At 59.8% G+C, this 512-nt stretch carries 1 protein-coding gene and 1 pseudogene; both read left to right on the top strand.

Going from position 1 to position 512, the window contains the following annotated elements; genetic code table 11:
- A pseudogene (locus AC1DYG_RS19270) lies at positions 1–190 on the top strand (hypothetical protein); the annotation flags it as partial.
- 97 nt (positions 191–287) lie between these two features.
- On the top strand, positions 288–512 hold a 225-nt coding region (locus AC1DYG_RS19265; protein WP_477641466.1), incomplete at its 3' end, for a TetR/AcrR family transcriptional regulator.

The raw sequence follows: 512 nt of genomic DNA, 5'->3' as shown, positions 1-512 counted from the left end.
CTACGAGGAACTGATCGAGGGAACGGCTATGTGTGGCAGCCCGGAAGAGGTCCTCGATCGAATGGGCACGTTCAAGGAGACCATAGATCCCGACATCCACCTCGCCGCCTTCGACTGCGGTGCACTCCCGCACGAGATGCTCATGGACACGATGGCGCTGTTCGCCGCCGAGGTCATGCCCAAGCTGTAAGTGCATCCCCGTCAGCGATATCGATACAATCGAGGCCTACAGCGACAAGATCAAAGGGGCCATCAAGGTGCACACAACGAGTACCGGGCACCAGCACGTGGGCACGAAGGGGCAGCAGACCGCACAGCTCATCAAGACCGCTGCACGCACCGTCTTCAAGCGCGACGGCTATCTCAATGCCAGGATGACCGATATCGCTGACGAGGCCGGCAAGTCTCCGGCCACGCTCTACAACTACTTCGACAACAAGCGGGAGATCCTCCACGCGATGTTGGAGGACTTCTTGAACCGCGTCCTCGATCAGGGGAACCCTGATCCGCAG

This window comes from Pedococcus sp. P1_H8 (assembly GCF_056405175.1).
This window is presented reverse-complemented; position numbering and strand designations above follow the sequence as displayed.